Here is a 21,857-nt window from a genome sequence, read left to right as displayed (position 1 = left end):
CACTCCTTAGATTTTACCTACCAAATCAAGGCTAGGTGTAAGTGTTTCGCCGCCTTCTTCCCATTTAGCCGGGCAGACTTCACCTGGGTTTTGACGAACGTATTGAGCTGCTTTTACTTTGTTTACAAGGTTGCTTGCGTCACGGCCGATACCGCCTGCATTGATTTCAACTGTTTGGATAACGCCATCAGGATCGATGATGAATGTTCCGCGGTCAGCAAGACCAGTTTCTTCGTCAAGAACGTCGAAGTTGCGGGAGATCGTTTGAGATGGGTCACCGATCATTGCGTAAGTGATTTTGCCGATTTTTTCAGAGCTGTCATGCCAGCCTTTGTGTACGAAGTGAGTATCTGTAGAAACAGAGTATACTTCAACACCTAATTCTTTCAGTGCAGCGTATTGTCCTTGAAGATCTTCAAGTTCAGTCGGGCAAACGAAAGAGAAATCCGCTGGATAGAAGCAGAAAACGCTCCATTGACCTTTCAAATCTTCGTTTGTTACATCGATGAATTCACCGTTTTTGAAAGCTTTTGCTTCGAATGGCAGTACTTCTTTTCCGATTAAAGACATAATATCTTCCTCCTGAAATGTGATTTGAAATATATTAAAAAGACAAAGCATTCACTTTATCTTTCAATAATAATTCTAATTATATATAGATTATTAAATAACATTTATTTTTTGTCAAGCTATATGGGGTATTATTTTCTGCTTTTTTTGCTTTAGACGTTTAAAAACGCCTGGTATAAGCGGTTTGGCGCTGTTTGTCATGTTTAGCGCCGGGCGAAAGGAGGATTCTCAATTGGTGAATCGAAACAGTAGGAATCAACCCTTCTATATGGCAGTATAAACCAAAGGGGGTATGATCATGCAAATAAATAACATTACTTTGTACAGTTGTGCGTTGGAGGAGACGAAACACTTCTATGAACGGGTGTTAGGTTTTCCTTTAATTGATGAGTCCGGTGATTCGTTTACCATCAAGGCGGGGGAAAGTGAGTTGGAATTCAGGCGCGCCGATTCTCACTCTCATCCGACGTATCATTTCGCGTTTAACATTCCGAATAATCGTTTTGATGAGGCGAAGGCGTGGATAAAGGATAAAGTCGTTTTTCAAACGGAAGATGGGGAGGATGAGGTGTATTTCTCTCATATTCAGGCGCGTTCCTTTTATTTCAAAGATCCGTCCAACAATCTGGCGGAATTCATCGCGAGAGAAACATCGCCGCCAAGCGCGGAACATTTTTCGATTGAGTCCGTTCTGAATATCGGCGAGGTGAATCTGACGGCTGCCGAAGTCGTATCAACCGGGAGGGAGCTGCAGCGTTTCGGCATTCCGGTGAGAAAGCATGCGCCTCTTAGGGAAAATGGGTTTCATTTTATGGGTGATTACAATGATGGGGCGTTTTTGCTTTTAGGGCCGAGCGGCCGCCGCTGGATTTTTTCTGATCAGCATGCGGAGTTCCATCCGCTGTCTGTCATTGTGAACGGGACGATCCGCATTGAGGCTGACGGAAAGGGCGGCATTGACATCAGGCGGGCACAGCCGTCATAAAAAAGCCCGGGCTCAAAAGGCCCGGACTTGAGGTCGTTATTTATAGACAACACGGGTGCTGCACATGATGTCGTGCAGCGTTTTTTTCTCTCCGAAGGCGCCCATGATGAATCCGATATAAAGAATGAGCTTAGATATGATATATGCGAAAGCGCGTCCGAAGGCCTGGCCGATGGAAATCCGTCCGCCATCTTCATTGACGACCTTAAGGCCGAGCAATGCTTTTCCCAGGGTCCCCTGCATCTTTGAGGCCGTGAGCAGGCTGAAATATAAGATACTGATCACAAAAGAGCTCGCAAGAATCGGGATGACGCCGAACACCAGAAAAGAGATGTTAAACTGATTTTCGGTCATGAAGGGGTCAGCCGCCGCAACGCCTGCCGCAAATAAAAAAGAGACCATAAATTGAATGATAAAAATCGGAATTCCTATGATGATTTGATCAATGACGTAAGCCAGAAACCGAATCCAAAATCCTGCCGGTCTTTCCATGTATCTTTTTCTCTCCCTTGCTTTAATCTGGAATATTATACGTAATCATTCCGGATTTTGCAACGGAGCTTAAGCTTCTGCGAGCAGCCTCTTTCCCCATGCCAAGCGTCCCATGATCAGCCCGAAAGCCAGAAGGGCAAACATGATGCCGCACCACATCAGCTGATGGATTCCCAAATGTGAAATAAACCAGCCGCCCGCCGCCGTTCCGATGGTGATGCCGAGGTTGGAAAAAGAGACAAACAGGCTGTTGCCGAATTCGGGCGCCTCCTTTGCTTCCGCAGTAAGCCATGTCTGGCTGACAATGAGACCGCCGGAATGAACGGCGCCCCATACGAAGACGAGAACGGCCATCGGCGCGAAAGACGTCCCAAACCCGTATATGAGCAAGTAGGCGGCTGTATAAAGAAGCGGAAACAGGATGACGGTCTTTTTCATATTTTTATATAACAAAGCGCCGAAGACGAAATTCCCGGCTATCATAATCACCCCGAAGCTCATCAGCATGAAGCTGACCCATGTGCCGTTCATATGGGACACCCGTCCGAGGTACTCCGCAAAATAGCTGTAGACAGAAAACATGGCCGCAAAGAGACAGGTGACGGCAGCGATATTGAGCCACAAAGCCGGTTTGCGAAGGATGCCGAGCTGACTTCTGAAAGACATTTTTTCTGTGACCGGCATGGATGGCAAAAAGAGAAGAATGCCCGTGAATGCGATGAGACTGATGATAGCGCCGAATAAGAAGGCGGCTTCAAGGGAGAGACGCTCCGCCAGATAAGACGTGAAAGGCACGCCGAACGCAAAGCCGGCGGTGATGCCTGAAAAGACTTTCGTTACGGCTTTTCCGGATTGGCCGGCGGGGACAAGCCGGGCCGCGGCCGCAAGCGCTACAGAAAAGAACACCGGGTGGCATAAAGCCGGAATGATCCGAAACGCCAGCATGACACTGAAATGCGCCGTATACGCGTAGACCGCATTTGAAACGGCAAACATCAGCACCGCCAAAAGCAGAATGACTTTCCGGTTTATGCCTGAAGCAAGCAAGGTCAAAAACGGTCCCGACACAGCGACGATGAACGCGAAAATACTGACAAGCCACCCCGCTTTTGAAGCAGAAATATGAAATCTGTCCGCCACTTGCGGAAGAACCCCGATAATGCCCATCTCGGTCGTAATAATCCCGAAAACCCCTAATGCCAAAAATAGAATGAAGACGGAACTGCTTTTTTTCATTGTTATGTATGCCTCCTTTTATAACTACATATACAGAAAAATAGATATGTTATAACAAAAAAAGCCCTCCTTTCATGGTTATAGCTGGTGCTGAACATAGTCAGCAAAGGCTTTAATTTGTTTTTCATTCCTTCTGTAATAGGTCCACTTTCCGATTCGTTCGGATTCCAGCAGGCCGGCTTTTTGCATCGTCAGCAGGTAGCTGGAGATGACGGACTGCGCAAGCCCCGACTTTGCCTGAATATCACCGACGCAAATTCCGGTGCGGAAACTGAGTCCCTGATCAAGATAAGGTCTTTCATCAAAATGGTCTTTCGGGTGTTTAAGCCACGTCATAATATCACTTCGTGTTTTGTTAGATAGCGCTTTATGAATCAATATCGGTTCCATAACGTTTATTATATCTATTTTTCTGGATTTGTAAATTCGTTTTTAACAAAACATTCTCAAAGTAACTAAATATCGTGCTAAAATATAACATATTATCAGATTACCGGTAAAAAAGCCGGGTTATTGTCAGGAGGATATTCACATGAATCAAAAGAAAAAAGGTGCGGTTGCGATGACCTTGCTTTCCGCTCTGCTGTTTTGTTTATTGCCGGTCCTCGTCTCGCTTTCTCCGCTTGCGGAAACGGGGCCGAACGCGAATCGTTTTAATTCCGCGGGCATGTGGGCCGCCGTCGGCCAGATCTTTGTTATATATGCGGTCCCGCTCATTATATATATTCTCGGTATTCGTGTCATGAAAATCATCATGGCCGTTTTTTGCGGAATCGGGCTTATCATTTGCGCGGCTGTCTTGTTGGTGGCGTTATTGACCGCAATTTCCTTAGGGCAGGAGCTGTCTCTTTATTACGGCCTTCTCGTTTGGTCAGGCGCGGCTTTTATCGTCAATGTGGTATGGTATATTGCCGCGTTTCGATCATCCCCGAAGCATCAGCAGGCTATGTGACATTTGTTCTATAAATCTACCGAAAATACAAATATTTCATAGGTTAATTATGGTATGATCGAAGTGATATAGCAGCTTTTAATAGAAACGGGAGGAACTGACATTGAAAAAAAAGACAGCTTCATTGCGAATGAAAACATTGGCGGCCGGCGCTGCGGTTGCTGCGGCTTTATCTGTGGGAGCGGTTTCTGATCTGCCGGGGGCAAAATGGCTGCATCCGGCGGCTGCTCAAGCTGCGGAAACGGTATTTAAACAAAATCATGTGGCATCCGGTTTCTTGGCGGGACGGTATGACGCGCAGGCGATGTCTCCGACGATGTTCAACTGGTCAAGAGAAAGCCGGTTTACAAGCACTGCCGATGGCGCATTAAAATGGGAAAAGAATGTCCCGGCCACCCCTCAAAACGGTGCGGGAGCCGCGGTTGACGGGGACGGCACCGTATTTATTCAATCAAAAGACGGGAAGCTGACGGCGTATCATCCGGACGGTACTATGAAATGGGTGACGGAAAACATCGGGACGACCTATACGCTGACTCCGGTGCTCGGAACAAACGGTGTCATTTATCTTCCTTCTCACGATAAAAAACTGTATTTCATCGACAAAGAAACCGGAAACATTTTAACATCGGTTCCGCTGAGCGGAGCGCCGAGTTCCGATGCGGCTATCGGCTCTGACGGCACGCTGTATGTGTCGACGCTGGATAACTATATCTATGCGATTAAACCGACGTCGCCTTCGACATGGACGCAAAAGTGGAAGTTTAAAACAAACGGCGTGGTCGGCTCCGCTCCCGTGTTAGCGTCAAACGGCACTCTGTATACGGCAACGTACAATAATATCTTTTACGCGATCAATTCCGGAACGGGCCAAGTGAAATGGTCAAAAACGACGTCCAACGGGTTTAAAGGCTATCCGGTTATTGATAGAGACGGCACCGTTTACGCCGGAAACCAGGACGGCAACTTATACGCCTATACATCAACGGGTGCTGTAAAGTGGACGTTCCCGTTAAACGGTTTCTCCAGCTCTTCATTAGCGATCGACCATAACGGCAATGTGTATATCGGTTCCGGAAGCGGCGAGCTGTTTTCCATCAGCAAAACCGGTAATATGAACTGGTCTTTCTATACGGACGGGCCTGTGAGAACGGCGCCGCTGATTGATGCGGACGGCAATGTGTACTTCGGTTCTGACGATAAAAATGTCTATGCGGTTGACGCTGACGGTAATGAAAAATGGCGCTATCAAACAGACAGCAATGTCATTTCCTCCCCGGTTCTGGCTGAAGACGGCACGCTCTATGTCGGTACTTATACGAAACTGCTCGCATTCGGGGCAAAAAAATAATTAAAAAGAATCCGCGTCATCTGCGCGGATTCTTTTTTTATTTAGAGGCTTGAATAAATACGCCTTTTTCATGAGAGAATTCTTTAAAGCCGTACACACCGTGATATGAACCGATCCCGCTCGTATTGACACCGCCGAACGGAAGGTTGACGTCAGTGAAATGAACGACGACATCATTGACAGAAGCATTGCCGGACGTCGTATGCTGCAGCACATAATCGATCAGCTCCTGATTATGGCTGAATACATACAAGGCAAGCGGCTTGTCCCGTTCAGTGATGTAATCAACGGCTTCACTGATATCTTCGTAATTCATAATCGGCAGAATCGGTGCGAAGATTTCTTCCTGCATGATCTTCATATCAGGCGTGACGTTTGTCAGCACGGTCGGAGAAATCGTGCGGTCATGCGCATCGAATACGCCGCCGAACGCCGTCTTCGCCCCTTTTTCAATGGCGTCATCATACAGGGCTTTGACACGGTTAAAGTTGCGGTCGTTGACAATCTGCGTGAATTTGTTGCGGTCAACCGTATGATCATCCTCCATAAAACCTGCATTGACAATGGTTTGCAGGAGATCTGTAAAGGTGTTCTGCACTTCTTTCTTCATAAGGAGATAGTCAGGTGCGATACATGTTTGCCCCGCATTGACAAATTTGCCGACGGCGATTTTTTTCGCCGCGTCCATCAAATCATAGCCGCTGTCGATGATCGTCGGGCTTTTTCCGCCAAGCTCAAGCGTGACGGACGACAAATGCTTCGCCGCTGCCGTCATGACGATTTTACCGACATTCGTGCTTCCGGTGAAGAAAATGTGGTCAAACGGCTGGTCGAGCAGTTCTGTGGCGACATCGACCTCACCTTCAAAAATGGCGACTTCTTCTTCGTGAAATGCCTCGCGAATAACTGTCGCGGCGATATGGCTCGTCTCCATCGTAAAATCGGACAGCTTCACAATCGCGCTGTTGCCGGCCGCAATGGCAGCCGCAAGCGGAGCCATCGTCAGCATAAACGGATAATTCCATGGGCCGAGAATTAAGGTAAGGCCTTTTGGCTCGTACATTAATACGCCGTCAGCGTCGGGACTGACGGATGAGCCGACGCGTTTCGGCGCCATCCAGGTGTCGAGATTGTTCATATTATCTTTAATCGCCTTAATCGTTCCCTGCGTTTCCGCTCTTTTTACCTCATGATAAGGCTTGCGGACGTCCCGTCTGATCGCCTCGATGATTTCTTCTTCATGTGCGGTGACGGCATCTAAAAAGCGCTGAAGCTTTTCTCTGCGCTGCCCGGCTGTTGAAGCACGCAGTGTTTTTTGATTTTTTTTCTGAAGCGCAAAGACGCGTTTGATGTCTGCTTTTATATGCTGATCCATCGGTCTTCCTCCTCTGGTTGCTTTTTTGTTTCTTCAGGGCCTATTATAATGTGATGTGTTTTTGCGGCAAAGACAGCGTAAACACATCTATACGTTACCGTACAAATTGCGGTGATCTGTCTAATGAAAGGAGTGTCTCTTATGCCGGATTCTGTGACAACTGACATCAAACAAGCGCTTTTGGCCATGCTTGGAGAGCGGGATATCCGCCGTGTGACCATGAAGGACATCGCCGAACGGGCGCGTGTGAGCCGGGGGACACTGTACCTTTATTACGAAGATAAATATGCGATTTTAGAGGATATAGAGGAAGAAATGAAAGACGGACTGAGCGAAGCGCTGTATGATTCGCTGAAGAATAAAGATGTGCTTCATTTACATGGCGGATGGCAAAAAGTGCATCCGACCCTGTCTTTTGTTGACCGGCATCGGGTGTTTTTCCAAACGATGATGGATCGCAATAAAATGCCCTATTTTCACTTTCATGCTTTTTTAAAAGATGTGTTCCGGCATGATGTGCTGCTGTCACCGGTCAATGCGGATTTCTCACCGACTGAACAGGATATGTACATTCATTACCGCGCTTTATACACGTATGCCATTGTGTTGTACTGGCTGAATGAGGAGCCCGGGGCATCCCCGGAAGCGATCAGCGGACAGGTGTGGGATTTGATTTCTCAAAAACGGTTTTACTGGCTGTTTGGCCGCCGGGTGCCGGAACAAGAAGAAAAAAAGCCCGCCGACCGCCGGGTGACAAGGACGAGGCAGGCCTTGCAAGAAGCCATGATCGGCTTAATGGCAGAAAAAAAAGAGTACGCGGCGATTACGATTTCCGATATTGCCCGTCAAAGCAACCTCCGCCGTGCCACTTTTTATGACCATTACGCCAACAAAGAAGCATTGCTGAAAACGATCATCCATCAATCATGCCGGGATCTGATCGGATTATTGACGGTAAAAGGAGAGCCTGCCGATTGCTCCATGGAAGAAGCGGAAGCCGCGCTCGTCGGTCTCTTTTCGGCACTGTCGGAAGGCCTGCCGCTCGTCCATTTTCTGAGAGAGGGCTCCGGAGTGCCTGACGTCATTCCGGAAATGTTCAGAGCGCTGCAATCGTTTTATCTTCATCAGCCCCTGCACATTCAGGCGGGCAAAAAGCTCTATGCATACTATGTCGCGTCCATGCTTGTCGGCTTGATTCAATATCGCCTTCATGAAGGAAAAGACCACGCGCCGGACATGCTGGCCCGGGAGTTTCTGCAGTTTTTGGATGTAAAGAAGTATCGGGTGATTTTGCTGTGAGGATGATGAAAAAGAACTCAGCCGAAAACAGGCCGGGTTCTTTTTTGCTGTTTTTTTTGAGAAGTGCCGATATGAAGTGTCCGGCTTTATCCCATAAAAAAGATACCTTCCATATGACGCCTGATCAGCATTCTGCCGCCAAACATGACAAATGTCATATTCGGGGCATGATGGCTGCTACTACAAAAGCGTCTGGCGCCCCGTTATACTTGGGATCATAATGAAAAAAGAAGGGACATGACATTCATGATCAATCACGCCGCAACTCAAAAACAAGCATCTTTAAAAAAGCAGGTTGCCGCATTTTCCGGCGCCGATACAAAGCATAGTGTCATTCAGCTTTTCAACACGTTTGTGCCGTTTTTTGCCCTTTGGTTTCTTGCTTACTTCAGCCTCAATGTCTCCTATCTTCTGACCCTCGCCTTTACTGTTATAGCAGCGGGATTTTTGACAAGAATCTTTATTATTTTCCACGACTGCTGCCACCAATCCTTTTTCAAACAAAAGAAACTGAACCGGCTGTTCGGGTTTATTTCAGGTGTGCTGACACTGTTTCCGTTCCTTCAATGGCAGCGTAGCCACTCCATTCATCATGCGACAAGCAGCAACTTAGATAAACGGGGCACCGGCGATATTTGGATGATGACCGTCAAGGAATACAACGAAGCGTCAGCTTGGACAAAAGTACGCTACAGACTTTATCGCAATCCGTTTATTATGTTTATTCTCGGCCCGATTTACGTATTTCTGATTCAAAACCGTTTCAATGTAAAAGGCGCCCGCCGCAAGGAGCGCTGGAACACCTATTTCACGAACGCGGCGATTGTCTTATTGGCTGCTGCGACGTGCCTACTTGTCGGCTGGGAAAACTTTTTGCTTGTTCAAGGTCCGATTTTCCTTATTTCGGGGTCAATCGGCGTCTGGCTCTTTTATGTTCAGCACACGTTTGAGGATTCTTATTTTGAAGCCGATGAGCATTGGGACTATGTGCAGGCCGCGGTAGAAGGAAGCTCCTTTTACAAGCTTCCGAAGCTTTTGCAATGGCTGACAGGCAATATCGGCTACCATCATGTCCACCACTTAAGCCCGAAAGTGCCGAACTACAAGCTGGAAGCCGCTCATGAGGGGCACGAGCCTTTAAAAAACGTACCGACCATTACGCTTAAAACAAGTCTTGAATCCATGAAATTCCGTCTGTGGGATGAGGACGAAAAGCAATTTGTCACCTTTCGGGAGGCGCGGAAAAAACCGTCGCCCCATCCGGTGCCGAAAGAACCTTTAAAGAAAAATGCCTGATATGGCGCGCGGCTCTTTCTCTTATCAGAAAGAGCCTTCTCTTCATGCGTGAGGATGCAATGAAGGGGGTGTTTTGATAAAGTGATGGTAGACACAAGCAGCAGAAGGTGGAACAAAGATGAAGAAGTATTTTAAATTTCAAAAACTGAATGGGATTTCTCCTTATATATGGATGATTTTTTTCATCTTGCCTTTTTATTTTATTTTTAAAAGCTCTTCTACCTTTGTCATCGTGGCCGGCATCATTTTCACACTTGTTTTCTTTGGCGCATACCGCTTCGCATTTGTTGCAAAAGGCTGGCCGCTTTACTTATGGGCGCTTCTTCTGATCGGCATTTCGACCGGCTCAGTTATGCTGTTCAGCTATATTTACTTCGCCTTCTTTATCGCCTACTTCATCGGCCATATCCGAGACAAAGTTCCTTTTTACATCTTATATTACATTCATATCATCAGTGCGGCGGTTGCCGTCAACTTCAGCCTTGTTCTGAAAAAAGGGTGGTTTTTGACACAAATTCCGTTTATCGTCATTACACTGATCAGTGCCATCCTGCTCCCGCTCAGCATTCGAAGCAGAAAAGCACGGGAGCGCCTTGAGGAGAAATTAGAATATGCAAATGAGCGAATCGCCGATCTTGTGAAGCTGGAAGAAAGGCAGCGCATCGCCCGGGACCTTCACGATACACTTGGACAAAAGCTCTCCTTAATCGGGCTGAAAAGCGACCTCGCCCGAAAGCTGATATACAAGGACCCCGAACAGGCCCGCACTGAGCTGAAAAGCGTGCAGCAGACGGCCCGCACCTCCTTAAATGAGGTCAGAAAAATCGTCTCATCGATGAAAGGCATCCGATTGAAGGATGAGCTCGGCAATGTTCGGCAAATTCTTGAAGCGGCAGGAATTGAATTTGTGTATGAAGAAAAAGAAGCGCCAAAACATATCTCTCTGCTGAACGAAAACATCGTCAGCATGTGCATTAAAGAAGCCGTCACCAATGTCGTGAAACACAGCGGCGCCAAAGTATGCCGCATCACCATTCAGCAGCTTTGGAAAGAGGTTGTCATTACGGTAGAAGATGACGGCAGCTTTCAATGCAAAGAAGACCGCTTTTTTTCAAAGGGGCACGGCCTGCTTGGAATGAGGGAACGTCTTGAATTCGCAAACGGCAGTTTAGCCATCGATACAGCCGCCGGAACAAAGCTGACCATGAGAATCCCGAATGATTCAAAATCAAAAGAAAAGGATGGTAGCAGATGATCAACATCTTCATTGCCGAGGATCAGCAAATGCTGCTCGGCGCACTCGGTTCGCTGTTGAATTTAGAAGAGGATATGACGGTTGTCGGCCAAGGCACAAGCGGCCAGGATGCCATCGATTTCGTGGAAAAACATGCGCCCGACATCTGTCTGATGGATATCGAAATGCCCGGGAAATCAGGTCTTGAAGCGGCAGAAGAGCTCAAGGCCAGCGGTGTGAAAATCATCATTTTGACGACCTTTGCCCGCTCCGGCTATTTTCAGCGGGCGCTAAAAGCAGGCGTCAGCGGGTACATGCTCAAGGACAGCCCGAGCGATGAGCTCGTCAGCGCCATCCGCAGCGTCATGAAAGGAAGACGCGTCTACGCACCTGAATTAATGGAGGACATCTATAGTGAAGAAAACCCGCTGACCGAACGGGAAAAAGAGGTGCTCGAGCTTGTCGCAGACGGAAAAAACACGAAAGAAATCGCAAACGCCCTCAGCATCAAAAGCGGCACAGTCCGCAATTACGTTTCGATGATCCTGGATAAATTAGAAGTGAAAAATCGAATTGAAGCCATTACCAGATCAAAGGAAAAGGGCTGGTTTAAGTAACCCGCCCTCAGCTTGTTCAGCCAGTGTTTTTGCACTGGCTTGTTTCTTTTTCACCGTCACTCCGTCTCTTCCTTCCACTTCTTATCAATCAGCATTTTTCCCGGCCAAGTGTATGCCATGATGCCGCCGTCTGCGGTGATGTCTTCTCCCGTGACGTAAGAGCTGTCGTCTGAAGCGAGGAAGAGCGCGACGGCTGCCATTTCTTCCGGTTTTCCGAGCCGGCCGAGCGGCGTGATCCATTTGTTGGCTTCACGGAACGCTTCGCCCATTTCGTCTTCTGTCGTGCCTGCCAATTTATCAATGAGCGGCGTTTCAATCGTCCCCGGCGATAAGGAATTGACGCGGATTCCGCTTCTGGCGTAATCAATGGCCATCGCTCTCGTCAGGTTCGTGATTCCGCCTTTTGCGGCGTTATAGCCTGAGCGGTCAAGGTCTGCGGCCCGGCCGGACATGGAGGAGGTGTTGATGATGGAGCCTCCTTTTTCGAGCATGAGCGGAATCAGGTATTTGCTGCAAAGAAATGTGCCGCGCAGATCGACGGCGATGATCCGGTCAAACAGGTCGACCGGGTATTCATGAACTTTTCCGCCCTCTTGGTCAACACCGGCATTGTTAAACAGAATATCAATTGTTCCGTACTTTTGCTGAATGCCGTCCGCAAAAGACTTTACGTTTTCTTCGTCTGATACATCAAGGTGAAAGGCTTCTGCTTCTCCGCCGTTTTTTCTGATGGCGCTGACGGTTTCATTCAGTTCGCTTTCATTGATGTCACCGCAGATCACGCGGGCGCCTTCATCGGCGAAAACCCGTGCCGTCGCTTGTCCGATGCCTGTCGCGGCCCCTGTGATGATTGCGGTTTTGTCTGTTAATCTTCCCATATTGCGATTCCTCCTTTTTTTATATCTGTTCCCGCTGAATAGGGGGATAAACATACGGAGGTCTGTTTCTAAATACCTATTAAATATGTTAATATTATGTATATACATCATTGGGAGGTTTACATATTTTGAAGATACAGCATAAGAAGGAGATAGCGTTTTATTGTTATGCCATTGTTCCTATGGGATTTGTGATTTACACCGTTATCTCTATTCTATTTCAGGACATCATATTTCCTCTCACTGTAAGAAATGTTCTGCATGAGTCTTTGCGAAACTTGGGATCTCTTATCTTATTTAGTTTGTTTTTCTACCCGTCATACATATGGATGAAGAAGGAATTCGGCCGCCGGAAAGAAGCAGAGAGGAGAGGATGATCAACATTCTCTCTTTTTTATTGATAAAATGGGTGAAATGAATCCATTAACATGTTAAATTTACAATATATGCATCTGCTAATCCTAGTTGACAATTGTCACTGTATATGATAAATAGATGCTGAAAAGATTTTACATAACATCAAAGCATAATTAAAGGAGAGATCTGAAGTGCGGAAAAAAAAGTTTAAAGCAGAATCCAAGCGATTGCTGGACATGATGATTAACTCCATTTACACGCAGAAGGAAATTTTTCTCCGCGAGTTAATTTCCAACGCGAGCGATGCGATTGACAAAATCTATTACAAGGCGTTAACCGATGATTCATTAACGTTTGATCAAGACAATTACTACATAAAAGTGACGGCGGACAAAGAAGCGAGAACGCTCACCGTCACAGACACCGGTATCGGGATGACAAAAGACGAGCTTGAACAGCATCTCGGCACAATTGCGAAAAGCGGTTCACTCGCTTTCAAGCAAGAAAATGACTCGAAAGACGGCCATGACATTATCGGCCAGTTCGGCGTCGGATTTTATGCGGCATTTATGGTGGCTGATAAAGTCACGGTGAAAAGTAAGGCGCTCGGCAGTGACGAAGCGTATGTATGGGAGTCGGAAGGGGCTGCCGGCTACACGATCGCGCCGTGTGACAAGGAAACCGTCGGTACGGAAATCACCCTGCAAATAAAAGAAAACACGGAAGATGAAAGCTATGATGAGTTTTTAGAAAACTACCGCATCAAAGCGATCGTGAAAAAGTACTCTGATTTTATCCGCTACCCGATCAAAATGGAAGAGACGGTCAACAAGCCGAAAGAGGGCAGCGAGAACGAATTTGAAGAAGTTCAGGAAGAACAGACGGTCAACAGCATGGTGCCGATCTGGAGAAAAAACAAAAGCGAGCTGACGGATGAAGATTACGAGGCTTTTTACGCCGAGAAGCATTACGGTTTTGATAAACCGCTGACCCATGTGCATATCAGCGTCGATGGAGCGGTGCGCTACAATTCGATTTTGTTTATTCCGGAGAACATGCCGTTTGACTATTATACGAAGGAATTCGAAAAAGGATTGGAGCTGTATTCCAACGGCGTGCTGATCATGAACAAATGCGCCGACCTGCTTCCGGACCATTTCAGCTTTGTAAAAGGCATGGTGGATTCTGAGGATCTGTCGCTGAACATTTCCAGAGAGATGCTGCAGCACGACCGCCAGCTGAAGCTGATTGCGAAAAACATCAATAAAAAAATCAAAGCCGAGCTCAAGAGCCTGCTGAAGAACAAAAGGGAAAAATACGAATCTTTCTATGAATCTTTCGGCAGACAGCTGAAATTCGGCGTCTATAATGATTTCGGCGCGAATAAAGACGTATTAAAAGATCTGCTTCTCTTCTATTCATCTAAGGAGAAAAAGCTCGTCACTCTGGACGAATATGTGTCCAGAATGCCTGAGGATCAAAAATATATCTATTACGCGTCCGGCGATTCATATGAGCGGATTGAAAAGCTGCCGCAAACTGAAATGGTGGCGGACAAAGGCTACGAAATTTTATACTTCACGGAAGATATTGATGAATTCGCGATCAAAATGCTGACAAGCTATGAGGAAAAAGAGTTCAAATCCGTATCAAGCGCCGACTTAGGCATCGACAGTGATGAGGATGAAAAGCAGACTGAAGCCGAAGAGAAAGAATATAAAGACCTGTTCGAAAGCATGAAAGAGATTCTTGCGGATAAAGTAAAGAACGTCAGAGCGTCGAAACGTTTAAAATCCCATCCGGTCTGCTTTGCGACAGACGGCGAAGTGACGATCGAAATGGAGAAAGTGTTAAACGCCATGCCTGACAGCCAGCAGGTCAAAGCGGAAAAAGTGCTGGAAATCAACCCGAATCACGAAGTGTTTGAGACGTTAAAGAACGCCCACGGACAAGATCGGGAAAAGCTTGCATTATACACAAACCTGCTGTACAATCAAGCGCTTCTGATTGAAGGGCTGCCGATCCATGATCCGGTCGAATTTACGAATGACATCTGCAAAGTTATGGTATGACGCCAAAAAGGAATCGCCCGGCGGGGGCGATTCCTTTTTTTATTACAGCGTGCGCTGTTTAAGAATTTGATTTTGTTTGCTGCGCTTCTTTAAGGAGAACCGTTTTTTCAAGTGCGTTTCGATTTCTTCTAAACTTCTGCCCTTCGTTTCAGGAACGATGTAAGCGGCAAAGAAGAAAGATGAGAGGCAGATGACTGAGAATATTCCGAACACCCAGCCGATGCCCATGGCGCTTAGCATAAGCGGGAATACCAGTGAAACGACCAGGTTTGTTGCCGACAGAATCAATGTCGTAAATCCGGTTGCGGCTCCGCGTGCGTTTGACGGGAACAGCTCCGGCATCAGAACCCATACGACGGGACCCCATGTCGCCTGGTAGAAAACGATATAGATGCCGAGAAACAGCACGGTCAGCCATGCCGTTGAAGCTGACAGGCCGGCCAGAAGGAGAATGGCTGATAGTGACGCCAGGCTCAAGGTAATGCCGACACTTCCCCACATCAGCAGTTTTTTCCGGCCGATCCGGTCAATTAAGATCATGGCGGTGATACACATGATGACGTTTAAGACACCGATGCCCATCGTGCCGAGAACGGACGCCGAAGTGCCGAGTCCGGCCTTTGTAAAGATGGTCGGCGCATAGTAAATCACCGTGTTGATACCAACCGCCTGCTGGAAGATGGCAAGGCCGATCCCGATCAGCAGCATAGGGCGGATCCATTTGGCTTTCAGCAAGCCGAGTGTAGATTCTTTTTTCTCGGCTTCACCTTGTTTCATTTCCGCCAATTCAACGGCGATATCCTCTTTGTCGTGAGTCATTTCCATGACTTGTCTGGCTTCCTTCTCACGGCCGCGTTTGACGAGCCATCTCGGAGATTCCGGCATAAACGCGATTCCGATTAATAAAAGCGCCGCCGGTACTGCGGCGAGACCGACCATCCAGCGCCAAGCTTCAAACGGGGTGAATATGTAATTCACAATATATGCGAGTAAAATTCCGGTTACAATCATTAAGTTATTCAATGTGCCGAGCGTTCCGCGTATTTTTGTCGGCGCCATCTCAGATAGATAAACGGGAACCAGCGCCGTTGAGCCGCCGACGGCTAACCCGAGAATGACACGGGAGATAATCAGCATAGTGACGGTTTGCGAAGCCGCACAGGCAAGCGCGCCGATAATAAAAATGAGTGAAAGGACGAAAACCACTTTTCTCCGGCCCCATCGGTCAGAGCATGTCCCGCTTAATGCGGACCCGAAAATCGCACCGAGCAGCAGCATGCTGACGACCAATCCCTCGGTCAGCGTGTTTAAAGGAATATCATTGTTAATAAATAACAAAGCCCCTGAAATCACACCGGTGTCATAGCCGTAAAGCAGCCCGCCTAATGCTCCGAAAAAGTAAATCAGGTATTTTTTGGTGTTTTTCTTCACAGATGATCCTCCTCATCTTTTGGAACGCATAATAGTTTATTTAGATAACTATTTCATTCCCCGAAGAGAAAAATATAAACATAAAAAAACACGCCCCTTTTAAAAGGCGCGTGTTTTTTTCTTAGGAAAACAGCTTGTCGATAAACGCGATTTCTTCAGCAGATAGCGTAATGGAGGCTGCTTTCATGTTGTCTTTTAATTGATCCGCGCGTTTGGCGCCCGGAATCAGGATATCGATTTCAGGTCTCGCCAAGTACCAGGCAAGCACGATATGCGCCGTATCGGCATTGTGCTTTTCGGCAATCGGTTTGAGCTGGTTGACTTTTTTGATGTTCTCTTTAAACTGCTCCCCTTGGAAATGCGCCTGGTCATTGCGCAGGTCGCCTTCAGGGAAGGTTGTGTTCTCGTCGTATTTGCCGGCCAGCAGTCCGGATACGAGCGGGAAGTACGGAATGAATGAGATGCCGTGTTCTGTCGTATAAGGGAAGAAAGTCTTTTCCGCCTCACGGTTCAGCAGGTTGTATTCTCCTTGAATCACGTCGACTAAGCCGTCTTTATTGGCTTCTTTCAGCTGCTCCAAAGAAAAATTGGATACGCCGATTGAACGGATTTTTCCTTCTTTTTTCAGCTCATTCAATGCTTGAACGGCTTCGTCCTTCGGCGTGTGCTCATCCGGGAAATGGATGTAGAATAAATCAATGTAATCAGTCTGCAGGCGTTTCAGGCTGTCTTCGACCGATTGTTTCAAAAAGGCCGGTGAGTTGTCGAAAACAAAGTCATCGCCTTCTTTTCTGTGAGCGGCTTTTGTGGCGATGAAGACATCCTCGCGGTTGCATTCTTTCAGCACCTCGCCGATTAATTCTTCAGAACGGCCCACACCGTAAATATAGGCGGTATCTAACATGGTAACGCCGCTGTTAATCGCTTCCCGGACCAATTCTTTTCCCGTTTCTTCATTCAGATTCGGATAGAGATTGTGTCCGCCGACCGCATTTGTTCCCAAACCGATCGGAAATACCTTTAGGTCAGTTTTGCCGATTGTTACTTTGCTCATGTTTTCGCCCCCTGAAAAAATTGGATATCATAGCGGCTGCCGGAAAAATACGGCAGCGTTCTCTATTAACTATAACGCTATGCCAAGTGAATGTCGATTTGATGCTCTTGGCAATACTTCGTATATTCCTCATCGAGCTGCTGAGAAGTGACGATGCTGTGAAGCCGATCGAAAGGCGCGTATGTCAAAAGCGTGGATTTGCCGAATTTGGAATGGTCCGCGAGCAGATACACTTCGTTCGCCTTTTCGGAAATTCTCTTTTTCACCTCGTATTCCAGTAAGTCGGAATTCGTCAGACCGTGGGTGATCGTTGTCCCGGTAGCGGACATGAACGCCTTGTTAATGTTGTATTTATTGAGTGTGCTCGGATCATCAATGCCGACAAACGACCTTGTCTTCCGTTTGTAGTTATTGCCGATGATGATCAGGTCGATATTTTTCATGGATGAAGCGGCGTTAATAATATCAAGGCTGTTCGTCAAAACCGTTACATTCTTATCGGGATCAAGCGTCTCCAGCATCGATTTGGTCGTCGTGCCGGAATCAATAAATACAAGATCGTGATCCTCGATAAACCGTGACGCATAGCGGGCGATTTTGATTTTTTCGTCCTGATGTTGAATGGTGCGGTTTTCAAAAGGGACGAGCACAGATTTTTCGGCTGACGTCACGCCGCCGTACACCTTTTTGATAACCCCTTTTTCCGCAAGCTTATTAATATCGCGTCTGACCGTGTTTTTAGAGACGTTGAATACCTCGCACAGCTCATCCAGCGAAGTGGCTCCGTGTTTGAGAATGTATTCTTCCATCTCCTGAATCCGCATCAGTTTCATAAAAAAACTCCTTCTAGAATTCTTAAAGTAATTAAAATATATAATAAACACCAGAAGTTAATCAATAGTTACTTAACAAATGATAAAAAAGAGAGTTCACGCCGTACGATTCGACACGGTTCTCCAAGTTCCTGTTTTCCCGATCAAAAAAAGTATGATAAAAATAATGAAAAAATTTTGATTTTTTAGATTGACTTGAAGATGTGTTGGGCTTACAATGTAACCAAGAAATGACCAAAACATAACCTGTAAAATCAAAAGTGAAAGATGTAACCGTTTGCTTTTTCCGGTACATGACCAACTTTTACATGGAAAGATTGGGAGTCACCATCATTTTAGCATTTGTAAGCGTTTAATTCATGTCTTTTATATGTAAAAGATGAATATATTCATCCGTTATTATCCAGCTGAACAGGATGTTTACTATTTAAGGAGGCAATGAGAATGGCAGAGATCAGAAAACTGAAAAACTACATCAATGGTGAATGGGTTGAAAGTAAGACAGATCAATATGAAGACGTTGTCAATCCGGCTACAAAAGAAGTGATGTGCCAGGTTCCGATTTCTACGCGGGAGGATGTCGAATACGCCGTCCGCTCAGCGTCAGAGGCGTTTCAAACATGGTCAAAGACGGCAGTGCCGCGCCGTGCGAGAATTCTATTTAACTATCAGCAGCTTCTCCAGCAGAACAAAGAAGAGCTTGCCCGTCTGATCACTTTGGAAAACGGTAAAAACACGACGGAAGCACTCGGTGAAGTGGGACGCGGAATTGAAAACGTCGAATTCGCAGCGGGAGCGCCGTCACTCATGATGGGCGATTCACTTGCCTCTATCGCGACGGATGTAGAGGCGGCAAACTACCGCTATCCGATCGGGGTGGTCGGCGGTATCGCACCGTTCAACTTCCCGATGATGGTTCCGTGCTGGATGTTCCCGATGGCGATTTCATTAGGAAACACTTTCATTTTGAAGCCGTCTGAGCGCACGCCGCTGTTAACAGAAAAACTGGCAGAGCTGTTTGAACAGGCCGGTCTGCCGAAGGGCGTCTTCAATGTCGTGCACGGCGCGCATGACGTCGTAAACGGCGTTCTTGAACATCCGGATATTAAAGCCATCTCATTCGTCGGTTCAAAACCTGTCGGCGAGTATGTTTTCAAAAAAGGCAGCGAACATTTGAAACGCGTGCAGGCGTTAACGGGCGCGAAAAACCATACGATCGTGTTAAATGACGCCCACCTTGAAGATACGGTGACAAACATTATCGGTGCGGCATTCGGTTCGGCGGGAGAGCGCTGCATGGCATGCGCGGTTGTGACGGTTGAAGAGGGAATCGCCGATGAATTTATGGCGAAATTACAGGAAAAAGCAGCGGACATCAAGATCGGAAACGGACTGGATGACGGCGTGTTCTTAGGCCCGGTCATCCGCGAGGACAACAAAAAACGCACGCACAGCTATATTGAAAAAGGCATCGAAGAAGGAGCGAGACTTCTTTGTGACGGGCGTGAAAACGCAACGGAAGACGGCTATTTCGTCGGACCGACGATTTTTGACAACGTGACGACGGATATGACGATCTGGAAAGATGAAATCTTTGCGCCCGTTCTGTCGGTCATCCGCGTGAAAAACTTAAAAGAAGCGGTGGACATCGCCAACCAGTCTGAATTTGCGAACGGCGCGTGTCTGTTCACTTCAAATGCGAACGCGATCCGCTACTTCCGTGAGAATATTGACGCGGGAATGCTCGGAATCAACCTTGGCGTGCCGGCGCCGATGGCTTTCTTCCCGTTCTCTGGCTGGAAGTCTTCTTTCTTCGGCACATTGCACGCAAACGGAAAAGACAGTGTCGACTTCTATACACGTAAAAAAGTCGTGACGGCACGATACCCGTCTCCTGACTTCAATTGATCTGACAGCCGGCCCGGACGGCTTTGTGATTTTCGTCCGGGTTTTCTTTTACCATCAATTAAGGAGGAATAAACATGAGTCATTTGCTGCGCAAACCGCAGGCCGATGAGATTTCTCAAGGCGTGAACATCATACATGACGTCACTTCAGCCAATTCAGACCTCAAATACGTCGGATTTAAAGTCGTTGACCTCACTCCCGGTTCCACATATACAGAAGATTTGAAAAAGACGGAGTGCTGCATCGTTGCGGTAACGGGAAAAATCACCGTCACTGATTATGATCAGACATTTGAAAGCATCGGCACCCGTGAAAGTGTATTTGAAAGAAAACCGACGGACAGCGTTTATGTGTCCAATGACCGCTCTTTTGGAATCACAGCCGTCAGCGGGGCGAGGGTCGCGCTGTGCTATTCTCCGTCCGAACGCCAGCTTCCGACAAAGCTGATTAAAGCGGAAGACAACGGTGTGGAACATCGCGGCAAGCTGGCAAACAAACGAACCGTTCATAATATTCTCCCCGATTCAGATCCATCGGCAAACAGCCTTCTCGTTGTTGAAGTTTACACGGACAGCGGCAACTGGTCGAGCTATCCGCCTCATAAACATGACCAAGACAATCTGCCGGCTGAATCCTTTTTAGAAGAAACCTATTACCATGAAATTGACCCGCCGCAGGGGTTTGTCTTCCAGCGTGTGTACACGGACGACCGCTCGATTGACGAGACGATGACCGCAGAAAATGAAAACGTTGTCATCGTGCCGGCGGGCTATCACCCGGTTGGTGTTCCGGACGGGTATACCTCTTACTACTTGAATGTAATGGCGGGACCGACACGAAAATGGAAGTTTCATAATGATCCGGCCCATGAATGGATCTTGGAACGCTAACCAGTGAGGAGTGGCAGATAACGATGAAATATACGTTTAATGAAGAAAAAGAGTTTGATATTGTCGCGATCGGACGCGCGTGTATTGATTTGAACGCGGCGGAATACAACCGGCCGATGGAAGAAACGATGACGTTTTCTAAATATGTCGGCGGCTCCCCGGCAAATATTGCGATCGGCAGCGCCAAGCTCGGATTAAAAGCCGGTTTTATCGGCAAAATTCCGGATGACCAGCACGGCAGATTCATCGTTTCCTATATGCAAGAAAAGGGCGTTGATACGTCACAAATGACCGTTGACAGAGAAGGGCGCAAAGCCGGGCTCGCTTTTACGGAAATTCTCAGTCCCGAAGAGTGCAGCATTCTGATGTACCGGGATGACGTGGCGGATTTGTATCTTGAGCCGTCCGAAGTCAATGAAGGCTACATCGCAAACGCGAAAATGCTGCTCGTATCAGGTACGGCGCTTGCGAAAAGCCCGTCGCGCGAAGCCGTCTTAAAAGCGGTGCATATCGCAAAAAAACATGACGTAAAAGTCGTGTTTGAGCTCGACTACCGTCCGTATACATGGCAATCGGCAGAAGAAACAGCCGTGTACTACACGCTGGTGGCGGAACAATCCGATATCGTCATCGGTACGCGTGACGAATTTGACGTAATGGAAAACCGCAGCGGCGGAGATAACGATGAAACCGTCCGCCATTTGTTTGCGCACTCCGCTGACCTTGTCGTCATTAAGCACGGCGTTGACGGATCATACGCATACAGCAGATCGGGAGAAGTTTTCCGGGCGCATGCCTATAAAACAAAGGTGCTGAAGACCTTCGGAGCGGGTGATTCCTATGCGTCAGCCTTCATCTACGGACTTGTCAGCGGCCGGGATATTGAAACGGCTTTAAAATACGGGAGCGCTTCCGCTTCCATCGTCGTCAGCAAACACAGCTCCTCAGAAGCAATGCCGGCTGCCGGTGAAATCATCGAACTGATTGAAGCGCAGCACAGTCTTAACGGTAAATAGAACGTATAAAA

General features: G+C 47.4%; 21 protein-coding genes. 12 read left to right on the top strand and 9 right to left on the bottom strand.

From position 1 onward, the window contains the following. Nucleotides 1–6: 6 nt before the first annotated feature. The gene (gene ahpC / locus JNUCC22_RS18655) at nt 7–570 is read right to left on the bottom strand and encodes an alkyl hydroperoxide reductase subunit C (protein WP_004393188.1); all 564 of its coding nucleotides are present in this window, start codon (nt 568–570) and stop codon (nt 7–9) included. Between the two features lie 298 nt (nt 571–868). Here ahpC and JNUCC22_RS18650 point away from each other — a divergent pair, with 298 nt between their 5' ends. Next, entirely contained in the window at nt 869–1,555 is a 687-nt protein-coding gene (locus tag JNUCC22_RS18650) for a VOC family protein (protein ID WP_064108017.1), read from the top strand. Between the two features lie 36 nt (nt 1,556–1,591). On the opposite strand, the gene JNUCC22_RS18645 is transcribed toward JNUCC22_RS18650, so the two are convergent. The 3 genes from JNUCC22_RS18645 to JNUCC22_RS18635 form a co-directional block, all read right to left on the bottom strand. Beyond that, nucleotides 1,592–2,047, bottom strand: coding sequence for an RDD family protein (locus tag JNUCC22_RS18645; protein WP_014419310.1), 456 nt, complete (start codon nt 2,045–2,047; stop codon nt 1,592–1,594). Nucleotides 2,048–2,116: 69 nt separating this feature from the next. After that, nucleotides 2,117–3,283 (bottom strand): MFS transporter, encoded by a 1,167-nt coding sequence (locus tag JNUCC22_RS18640; protein ID WP_216061997.1) that lies wholly within the window; start codon nt 3,281–3,283, stop codon nt 2,117–2,119. A 78-nt stretch (nt 3,284–3,361) separates the two neighbouring features. Further along, nucleotides 3,362–3,673, bottom strand: coding sequence for an ArsR/SmtB family transcription factor (locus tag JNUCC22_RS18635; protein WP_042635642.1), 312 nt, complete (start codon nt 3,671–3,673; stop codon nt 3,362–3,364). A gap of 142 nt (nt 3,674–3,815) precedes the next feature. On the opposite strand from JNUCC22_RS18635, the gene JNUCC22_RS18630 reads away from it, so the two are divergent. Both JNUCC22_RS18630 and JNUCC22_RS18625 read left to right on the top strand, forming a co-directional pair. Next, entirely contained in the window at nt 3,816–4,235 is a 420-nt protein-coding gene (locus tag JNUCC22_RS18630; RefSeq protein ID WP_216061996.1) for a DUF5391 family protein, read from the top strand. A gap of 130 nt (nt 4,236–4,365) precedes the next feature. Beyond that, nucleotides 4,366–5,586, top strand: a complete 1,221-nt coding sequence (locus tag JNUCC22_RS18625; RefSeq protein WP_216062340.1) for an outer membrane protein assembly factor BamB family protein — start codon at nt 4,366–4,368, stop codon at nt 5,584–5,586. Between the two features lie 37 nt (nt 5,587–5,623). On the opposite strand, the gene JNUCC22_RS18620 is transcribed toward JNUCC22_RS18625, so the two are convergent. Further along, nucleotides 5,624–6,961: an aldehyde dehydrogenase family protein gene (locus JNUCC22_RS18620; protein WP_038460485.1), complete on the bottom strand. Its 1,338-nt coding sequence runs from the start codon at nt 6,959–6,961 to the stop codon at nt 5,624–5,626. Nucleotides 6,962–7,102: 141 nt separating this feature from the next. Here JNUCC22_RS18620 and JNUCC22_RS18615 point away from each other — a divergent pair, with 141 nt between their 5' ends. The 4 genes from JNUCC22_RS18615 to JNUCC22_RS18600 all read left to right on the top strand — a co-directional run bounded on the left by JNUCC22_RS18615 (nt 7,103) and on the right by JNUCC22_RS18600 (nt 11,407). Further along, nucleotides 7,103–8,260, top strand: a complete 1,158-nt coding sequence (locus JNUCC22_RS18615; protein WP_216061995.1) for a TetR/AcrR family transcriptional regulator — start codon at nt 7,103–7,105, stop codon at nt 8,258–8,260. Nucleotides 8,261–8,506: 246 nt separating this feature from the next. Beyond that, complete coding sequence (locus tag JNUCC22_RS18610; RefSeq protein ID WP_150941584.1) at nt 8,507–9,556, top strand: Delta(5) desaturase DesA; 1,050 nt, start codon at nt 8,507–8,509, stop codon at nt 9,554–9,556. 118 nt (nt 9,557–9,674) lie between these two features. Continuing rightward, entirely contained in the window at nt 9,675–10,811 is a 1,137-nt protein-coding gene (locus JNUCC22_RS18605; protein WP_025285539.1) for a sensor histidine kinase, read from the top strand. Further along, complete coding sequence (locus tag JNUCC22_RS18600) at nt 10,808–11,407, top strand: response regulator transcription factor (protein WP_122504292.1); 600 nt, start codon at nt 10,808–10,810, stop codon at nt 11,405–11,407. Before JNUCC22_RS18605 ends, JNUCC22_RS18600 begins: the two co-directional genes overlap by 4 nt. A 56-nt stretch (nt 11,408–11,463) precedes the next feature. Here the strand turns inward: JNUCC22_RS18600 and JNUCC22_RS18595 are convergent, their stop codons facing one another. Next, nucleotides 11,464–12,285 (bottom strand): SDR family oxidoreductase, encoded by an 822-nt coding sequence (locus JNUCC22_RS18595; protein ID WP_007407847.1) that lies wholly within the window; start codon nt 12,283–12,285, stop codon nt 11,464–11,466. 128 nt (nt 12,286–12,413) lie between these two features. Between JNUCC22_RS18595 and JNUCC22_RS19580 the strand changes: the two genes are divergently transcribed. Next, nucleotides 12,414–12,662 carry a hypothetical protein gene (locus JNUCC22_RS19580; RefSeq protein ID WP_007614882.1) on the top strand — a complete coding sequence of 83 codons (249 nt, stop codon included), beginning with the start codon at nt 12,414–12,416 and terminating at the stop codon, nt 12,660–12,662. A 171-nt stretch (nt 12,663–12,833) separates the two neighbouring features. Then, on the top strand, nt 12,834–14,714 hold the full coding sequence (htpG, locus tag JNUCC22_RS18590) for a molecular chaperone HtpG (RefSeq protein WP_216061994.1): 1,881 nt from the start codon (nt 12,834–12,836) through the stop codon (nt 14,712–14,714). 42 nt (nt 14,715–14,756) lie between these two features. Here the strand turns inward: htpG and JNUCC22_RS18585 are convergent, their stop codons facing one another. The 3 genes from JNUCC22_RS18585 to JNUCC22_RS18575 form a co-directional block, all read right to left on the bottom strand. Beyond that, a complete protein-coding gene (locus JNUCC22_RS18585; RefSeq protein ID WP_007614880.1) occupies nt 14,757–16,145 on the bottom strand; it encodes a sugar porter family MFS transporter in 1,389 nt (462 codons plus the stop codon). A gap of 121 nt (nt 16,146–16,266) precedes the next feature. Further along, the gene (locus JNUCC22_RS18580; protein WP_216061993.1) at nt 16,267–17,199 is read right to left on the bottom strand and encodes an aldo/keto reductase; all 933 of its coding nucleotides are present in this window, start codon (nt 17,197–17,199) and stop codon (nt 16,267–16,269) included. Between the two features lie 77 nt (nt 17,200–17,276). Then, on the bottom strand, nt 17,277–18,032 hold the full coding sequence (locus JNUCC22_RS18575) for a DeoR/GlpR family DNA-binding transcription regulator (RefSeq protein WP_007614879.1): 756 nt from the start codon (nt 18,030–18,032) through the stop codon (nt 17,277–17,279). A 444-nt stretch (nt 18,033–18,476) separates the two neighbouring features. Between JNUCC22_RS18575 and iolA the strand changes: the two genes are divergently transcribed. The 3 genes from iolA to iolC all read left to right on the top strand — a co-directional run bounded on the left by iolA (nt 18,477) and on the right by iolC (nt 21,846). Beyond that, nucleotides 18,477–19,940 (top strand): methylmalonate-semialdehyde dehydrogenase, encoded by a 1,464-nt coding sequence (gene iolA, locus JNUCC22_RS18570; RefSeq protein ID WP_014419295.1) that lies wholly within the window; start codon nt 18,477–18,479, stop codon nt 19,938–19,940. Between the two features lie 74 nt (nt 19,941–20,014). Next, nucleotides 20,015–20,830, top strand: a complete 816-nt coding sequence (gene iolB, locus JNUCC22_RS18565) for a 5-deoxy-glucuronate isomerase (protein WP_216061992.1) — start codon at nt 20,015–20,017, stop codon at nt 20,828–20,830. 23 nt (nt 20,831–20,853) lie between these two features. Next, a complete protein-coding gene (gene iolC, locus JNUCC22_RS18560; protein WP_042635638.1) occupies nt 20,854–21,846 on the top strand; it encodes a 5-dehydro-2-deoxygluconokinase in 993 nt (330 codons plus the stop codon). Nucleotides 21,847–21,857 lie beyond the last annotated feature (11 nt).

Origin of the sequence: Bacillus sp. JNUCC-22, assembly GCF_018861275.1 — a bacterium.
Taxonomy (GTDB): Bacteria; Bacillota; Bacilli; order Bacillales; family Bacillaceae; genus Bacillus; species Bacillus velezensis.
This window is presented reverse-complemented; position numbering and strand designations above follow the sequence as displayed.

Coding starts and splice junctions, on each gene's coding strand:
- iolB (WP_216061992.1), top strand. CDS start 20,015: ATGAGTCATTTGCTGCGCAAACCGCAGGCCGATGAGATTTCTCAAGGC.
- iolA (WP_014419295.1), top strand. CDS start 18,477: ATGGCAGAGATCAGAAAACTGAAAAACTACATCAATGGTGAATGGGTT.
- iolC (WP_042635638.1), top strand. CDS start 20,854: ATGAAATATACGTTTAATGAAGAAAAAGAGTTTGATATTGTCGCGATC.
- JNUCC22_RS18605 (WP_025285539.1), top strand. CDS start 9,675: ATGAAGAAGTATTTTAAATTTCAAAAACTGAATGGGATTTCTCCTTAT.
- JNUCC22_RS18580 (WP_216061993.1), bottom strand. CDS start 17,199: ATGAGCAAAGTAACAATCGGCAAAACTGACCTAAAGGTATTTCCGATC.
- JNUCC22_RS18635 (WP_042635642.1), bottom strand. CDS start 3,673: ATGGAACCGATATTGATTCATAAAGCGCTATCTAACAAAACACGAAGT.
- JNUCC22_RS18625 (WP_216062340.1), top strand. CDS start 4,366: ATGAAAACATTGGCGGCCGGCGCTGCGGTTGCTGCGGCTTTATCTGTG.
- JNUCC22_RS18595 (WP_007407847.1), bottom strand. CDS start 12,285: ATGGGAAGATTAACAGACAAAACCGCAATCATCACAGGGGCCGCGACA.
- JNUCC22_RS18620 (WP_038460485.1), bottom strand. CDS start 6,961: ATGGATCAGCATATAAAAGCAGACATCAAACGCGTCTTTGCGCTTCAG.
- JNUCC22_RS18615 (WP_216061995.1), top strand. CDS start 7,103: ATGCCGGATTCTGTGACAACTGACATCAAACAAGCGCTTTTGGCCATG.
- JNUCC22_RS18610 (WP_150941584.1), top strand. CDS start 8,507: ATGATCAATCACGCCGCAACTCAAAAACAAGCATCTTTAAAAAAGCAG.
- JNUCC22_RS18575 (WP_007614879.1), bottom strand. CDS start 18,032: ATGAAACTGATGCGGATTCAGGAGATGGAAGAATACATTCTCAAACAC.
- JNUCC22_RS18640 (WP_216061997.1), bottom strand. CDS start 3,283: ATGAAAAAAAGCAGTTCCGTCTTCATTCTATTTTTGGCATTAGGGGTT.
- JNUCC22_RS18600 (WP_122504292.1), top strand. CDS start 10,808: ATGATCAACATCTTCATTGCCGAGGATCAGCAAATGCTGCTCGGCGCA.
- JNUCC22_RS18650 (WP_064108017.1), top strand. CDS start 869: ATGCAAATAAATAACATTACTTTGTACAGTTGTGCGTTGGAGGAGACG.
- JNUCC22_RS18645 (WP_014419310.1), bottom strand. CDS start 2,047: ATGGAAAGACCGGCAGGATTTTGGATTCGGTTTCTGGCTTACGTCATT.
- JNUCC22_RS18630 (WP_216061996.1), top strand. CDS start 3,816: ATGAATCAAAAGAAAAAAGGTGCGGTTGCGATGACCTTGCTTTCCGCT.
- ahpC (WP_004393188.1), bottom strand. CDS start 570: ATGTCTTTAATCGGAAAAGAAGTACTGCCATTCGAAGCAAAAGCTTTC.